Here is a 1,744-nt window from a genome sequence, read left to right as displayed (position 1 = left end):
TGCACGGTCATGTGCAGGGAACCGGTGACACGGGCCCCGGCGAGAGGCTGCGCCTCGGCGTACTCCCTGCGGATCGCCATCAGACCGGGCATCTCATGCTCGGCGAGAGTGATCTCCTTGCGGCCGAACTCGGCCAGGGAGAGGTCGGCGACCTTGAAGTCCGTGAAGTCAGCCGGCGGCTGCGAGGGCATGTGTGCTCCTTGGGTTACGGATGCTCTGAATGTTCTGGTGGATCTCGAGCGTCGCGGTGGACCGGTTGAGGGTGATGTAGTGCAGCCCGGGCGCGCCCTCGGCGAGCAGCCGCTCGGCCATACCGGTGGCGTGCGCCACCCCGATGCGGTAGCCCTCGGCCGGATGGTCGCGGGCCGCTTCGAGGCGGTCGGCGAGCTCGGTGGGAAAGCGGGCGTTGGACAGTTCGGCGAAGCGGCGGATCTGTCGCACATCGGTGGCCGGCATGATCTCGGGGATGATCGGGGTGTCGCAGCCGGCCGCCGCGACCCGGTCCCGCAGCCGCAGATAGTCCTCCACGTCGAAGAACATCTGGGTGATGGCGTAGTCGGCTCCGGCCCGGCACTTGGCGACGAAGTGGCGGATGTCGCTCTCCCAGTCGGCCGAGCGCGGATGCCGCTCCGGGAACGCCGCCACCCCGACGCTGAATCCGCCCAGCTCGCGGACGAGCCGGACCAGTTCGTGGGCGTGCCGGAAGCCCTGGGGGTGCGGCGTCCAGGGCCCGTTGGGGTCGCCCGGCGGATCTCCGCGCAGGGCGAGCACATCGCGCACACCCGCGTCCGCGTACTGGCCGATGATGTGACGCAGTTCGGCCGCCGAGTGCCCCACGGCCGTCAGATGGGCGACCGGACGCAGGGTGGTCTGGGTGGCGATGCGTTTGATGGCCTCGACGGTGCGCTCCCGCGAGGAGCCGCCCGCGCCGTAGGTGACGGAGACGAACGCCGGGGACAGGGCCTCGATCCGGCGGATCGCCTGCCACAGTGCGCGGCTCCCGGCCTCGGTCCTGGGCGGGAAGAACTCGAAGGAGAAGGTCGGCCTGCCGCTCGCCAGGGTGTCGCGCAGCGAGTTCAATTGCGGCCTCCGGCGTTGAAGTAGCCCGCTTCGGGGTGGTGGATCACGATCGCGTCGGTGGACTGCTCGGGGTGCAGCTGGAACTCCTCGGACAGGGCGACTCCGATGCGTTCGGGCCGGAGCAGCGTGGCGATCTTGGCCCGGTCGGCGAGCTCGGGGCAGGCGGGGTAGCCCAGCGAGTAGCGGCAGCCTTGGTAGTCGGTGCGGAACATGCCGTCGAGGGAGTCGGGGTCACCGCCGCCGATACCCAGTTCGGTGCGGACGCGGGCATGCCAGTACTCGGCGAGTGCCTCGGCCAACTGCACGGACAGGCCGTGCAGTTCGAGGTAGTCGCGGTAGGAGTCGGACGCGAACAGTTCGGCGGTGGCTTCGCCGATCTTCGAGCCGACGGTGACGACCTGGAGGCCGACGACGTCAATCTCGCCGGACTCCTCCGGGCGGACGAAGTCGGCCAGGCACAGGTAGCGGCCCCGCTGCTGGCGCGGGAAGGTGAACCGGGTCAGCTCCGAGCCGCCCTCATCCAGAACGATCAGGTCGTCGGTTTTGGACACGCAGCGGAAGTAGCCGTGGACGACGGCCGCTTCGAGGAGGTTGTCGGTCTGCAGCTTGTCGAGCAGGCCGCGCAGCCGGGGCCGGCCCTCGGTCTCGACGAGTTCCTCGTAGG

At 69.8% G+C, this 1,744-nt stretch carries 3 protein-coding genes; all 3 read right to left on the bottom strand.

Going from position 1 to position 1,744, the window contains the following annotated elements; translation table 11 throughout:
- Positions 1–191, bottom strand: a 191-nt coding sequence (locus ACFU53_RS47915) for an adenosylhomocysteinase (RefSeq protein ID WP_384006954.1), incomplete at its 3' end; no start/stop codon positions are given.
- Positions 169–1,080, bottom strand: coding sequence for a methylenetetrahydrofolate reductase [NAD(P)H] (gene metF / locus ACFU53_RS47910; RefSeq protein WP_384006951.1), 912 nt, complete (start codon positions 1,078–1,080; stop codon positions 169–171). The genes metF and ACFU53_RS47915, both read right to left, overlap by 23 nt.
- The coding region (locus tag ACFU53_RS47905; RefSeq protein ID WP_384006948.1) for a vitamin B12 dependent-methionine synthase activation domain-containing protein at positions 1,077–1,744 on the bottom strand (668 nt) is incomplete at its 5' end. The genes ACFU53_RS47905 and metF, both read right to left, overlap by 4 nt.

This window comes from Streptomyces sp. NPDC057474 (assembly GCF_042802555.1).
In the GTDB taxonomy this organism is placed as follows: Bacteria; Actinomycetota; Actinomycetes; order Streptomycetales; family Streptomycetaceae; genus Streptomyces.
This window is presented reverse-complemented; position numbering and strand designations above follow the sequence as displayed.